The organism is Pseudomonas sp. CAU 1711, assembly GCF_039888625.1.
Lineage (GTDB): Bacteria > Pseudomonadota > Gammaproteobacteria > Pseudomonadales > Pseudomonadaceae > Aquipseudomonas.
In genome coordinates this window covers 1-3,008 of sequence record NZ_JBDQQT010000035.1, presented here as the reverse complement: position 1 = coordinate 3,008, position 3,008 = coordinate 1, and the positions used below count along the sequence as shown (strand labels likewise).

The following is a 3,008-nucleotide window of genomic DNA, read 5'->3' as shown; positions in this document are numbered from 1 at the left end:
ACAATCCGCAGATTGTTTGGGTGTTATATGGTCAAGCCTCACGGGCAATTAGTATTGGTTAGCTCAACGCCTCACAGCGCTTACACACCCAACCTATCAACGTCGTAGTCTTCGACGGCCCTTTAGGGAGCTCGAGGCTCCAGTGAGATCTCATCTTGAGGCAAGTTTCCCGCTTAGATGCTTTCAGCGGTTATCTTTTCCGAACGTAGCTACCCGGCAATGCTTCTGGCGAAACAACCGGAACACCAGAGGTTCGTCCAACCCGGTCCTCTCGTACTAAGGTCAGCCCCTCTCAAATCTCAAACGTCCACGGCAGATAGGGACCGAACTGTCTCACGACGTTCTAAACCCAGCTCGCGTACCACTTTAAATGGCGAACAGCCATACCCTTGGGACCGGCTTCAGCCCCAGGATGTGATGAGCCGACATCGAGGTGCCAAACACCGCCGTCGATATGAACTCTTGGGCGGTATCAGCCTGTTATCCCCGGAGTACCTTTTATCCGTTGAGCGATGGCCCTTCCATACAGAACCACCGGATCACTAAGACCTACTTTCGTACCTGCTCGACGTGTCTGTCTCGCAGTCAAGCGCGCTTTTGCCTTTATACTCTGCGACCGATTTCCGACCGGTCTGAGCGCACCTTCGTACTCCTCCGTTACTCTTTGGGAGGAGACCGCCCCAGTCAAACTGCCCACCATACACTGTCCTCGCTCCGGATGACGGAGCAGAGTTAGAACCTCAAGCATGCCAGGGTGGTATTTCAAGGATGGCTCCACGCGAACTGGCGTCCACGCTTCAAAGCCTCCCACCTATCCTACACAAGCAGGCTCAAAGTCCAGTGCAAAGCTACAGTAAAGGTTCACGGGGTCTTTCCGTCTAGCCGCGGATACACTGCATCTTCACAGCGATTTCAATTTCACTGAGTCTCGGGTGGAGACAGCGCCGCCATCGTTACGCCATTCGTGCAGGTCGGAACTTACCCGACAAGGAATTTCGCTACCTTAGGACCGTTATAGTTACGGCCGCCGTTTACCGGGGCTTCGATCAAGAGCTTCGCTTGCGCTAACCCCATCAATTAACCTTCCGGCACCGGGCAGGCGTCACACCCTATACGTCCACTTTCGTGTTTGCAGAGTGCTGTGTTTTTAATAAACAGTCGCAGCGGCCTGGTATCTTCGACCGGCATGAGCTTACGGAGCAAGTCCTTCACCCTCACCGGCGCACCTTCTCCCGAAGTTACGGTGCCATTTTGCCTAGTTCCTTCACCCGAGTTCTCTCAAGCGCCTTGGTATTCTCTACCCGACCACCTGTGTCGGTTTGGGGTACGGTTCCTAGTTACCTGAAGCTTAGAGGCTTTTCCTGGAAGCATGGCATCAACCACTTCGCGCCCATAAGGACACTCGTCATCAGTTCTCGGCATTAAGATCCCGGATTTGCCTAAGATCTCTGCCTACCACCTTAAACACGGACAACCAACGCCGTGCTGGCCTAGCCTTCTCCGTCCCCCCATCGCAGTAACTAGAAGTGCGGGAATATTAACCCGCTTCCCATCGACTACGCATTTCTGCCTCGCCTTAGGGGCCGACTAACCCTGCGTCGATTAACGTTGCGCAGGAACCCTTGGTCTTTCGGCGTGCGAGTTTTTCACTCGCATTGTCGTTACTCATGTCAGCATTCGCACTTCTGATACCTCCAGCAAGCTTCTCAACTCACCTTCACAGGCTTACAGAACGCTCCTCTACCGCGTCACTTACGTGACACCCGTAGCTTCGGTGTATGGTTTGAGCCCCGTTACATCTTCCGCGCAGGCCGACTCGACTAGTGAGCTATTACGCTTTCTTTAAAGGGTGGCTGCTTCTAAGCCAACCTCCTAGCTGTCTAAGCCTTCCCACATCGTTTCCCACTTAACCATAACTTTGGGACCTTAGCTGACGGTCTGGGTTGTTTCCCTTTTCACGACGGACGTTAGCACCCGCCGTGTGTCTCCCACGCTCGGCACTTCCAGGTATTCGGAGTTTGCATCGGTTTGGTAAGTCGGGATGACCCCCTAGCCGAAACAGTGCTCTACCCCCTGGAGTGATACGTGAGGCGCTACCTAAATAGCTTTCGAGGAGAACCAGCTATCTCCGAGCTTGATTAGCCTTTCACTCCGATCCACAGGTCATCCGCTAACTTTTCAACGGTAGTCGGTTCGGTCCTCCAGTCAGTGTTACCTAACCTTCAACCTGCCCATGGATAGATCGCCCGGTTTCGGGTCTATACCCAGCGACTAAACGCCCTATTAAGACTCGCTTTCGCTACGCCTCCCCTATTCGGTTAAGCTCGCCACTGAATATAAGTCGCTGACCCATTATACAAAAGGTACGCAGTCACCTAACAAAGTAGGCTCCCACTGCTTGTACGCATACGGTTTCAGGTTCTATTTCACTCCCCTCTCCGGGGTTCTTTTCGCCTTTCCCTCACGGTACTGGTTCACTATCGGTCAGTCAGTAGTATTTAGCCTTGGAGGATGGTCCCCCCATATTCAGACAACGTTTCACGTGCGCCGTCCTACTCGATTTCACTTCTAAGATCCTTTCGCGTACAGGGCTATCACCCACTATGGCCGCACTTTCCAGAGCGTTCCGCTAAAATCAAAGAAGCTTAAGGGCTAATCCCCGTTCGCTCGCCACTACTAAGGGAATCTCGGTTGATTTCTTTTCCTCAGGGTACTTAGATGTTTCAGTTCCCCTGGTTCGCCTCTGGCACCTATGGATTCAGTACCAGATACCTAGGTTATCCTAGGTGGGTTCCCCCATTCAGAGATCTCCGGATCAAAGTCTGTTTGCCGACTCCCCGAAGCTTATCGCAGGCTACCACGTCTTTCATCGCCTCTGACTGCCAAGGCATCCACCGTATGCGCTTCTTCACTTGACCATATAACCCCAAGCAATCTGGTTATAGATTCGTAACGTGAAGACGACATTCGCCGAAAATTCGCGCTTGAACTCGCAAATTTTGCCTTGA

At 52.7% G+C, this 3,008-nt stretch carries 1 rRNA gene; it reads right to left on the bottom strand.

Annotated elements, in window-relative coordinates:
* Window positions 1-27 precede the first annotated feature (27 nt).
* Window positions 28-2,918: ribosomal RNA gene (locus tag AAFN46_RS20505) — 23S ribosomal RNA — on the bottom strand.
* Window positions 2,919-3,008: the final 90 nt, after the last annotated feature.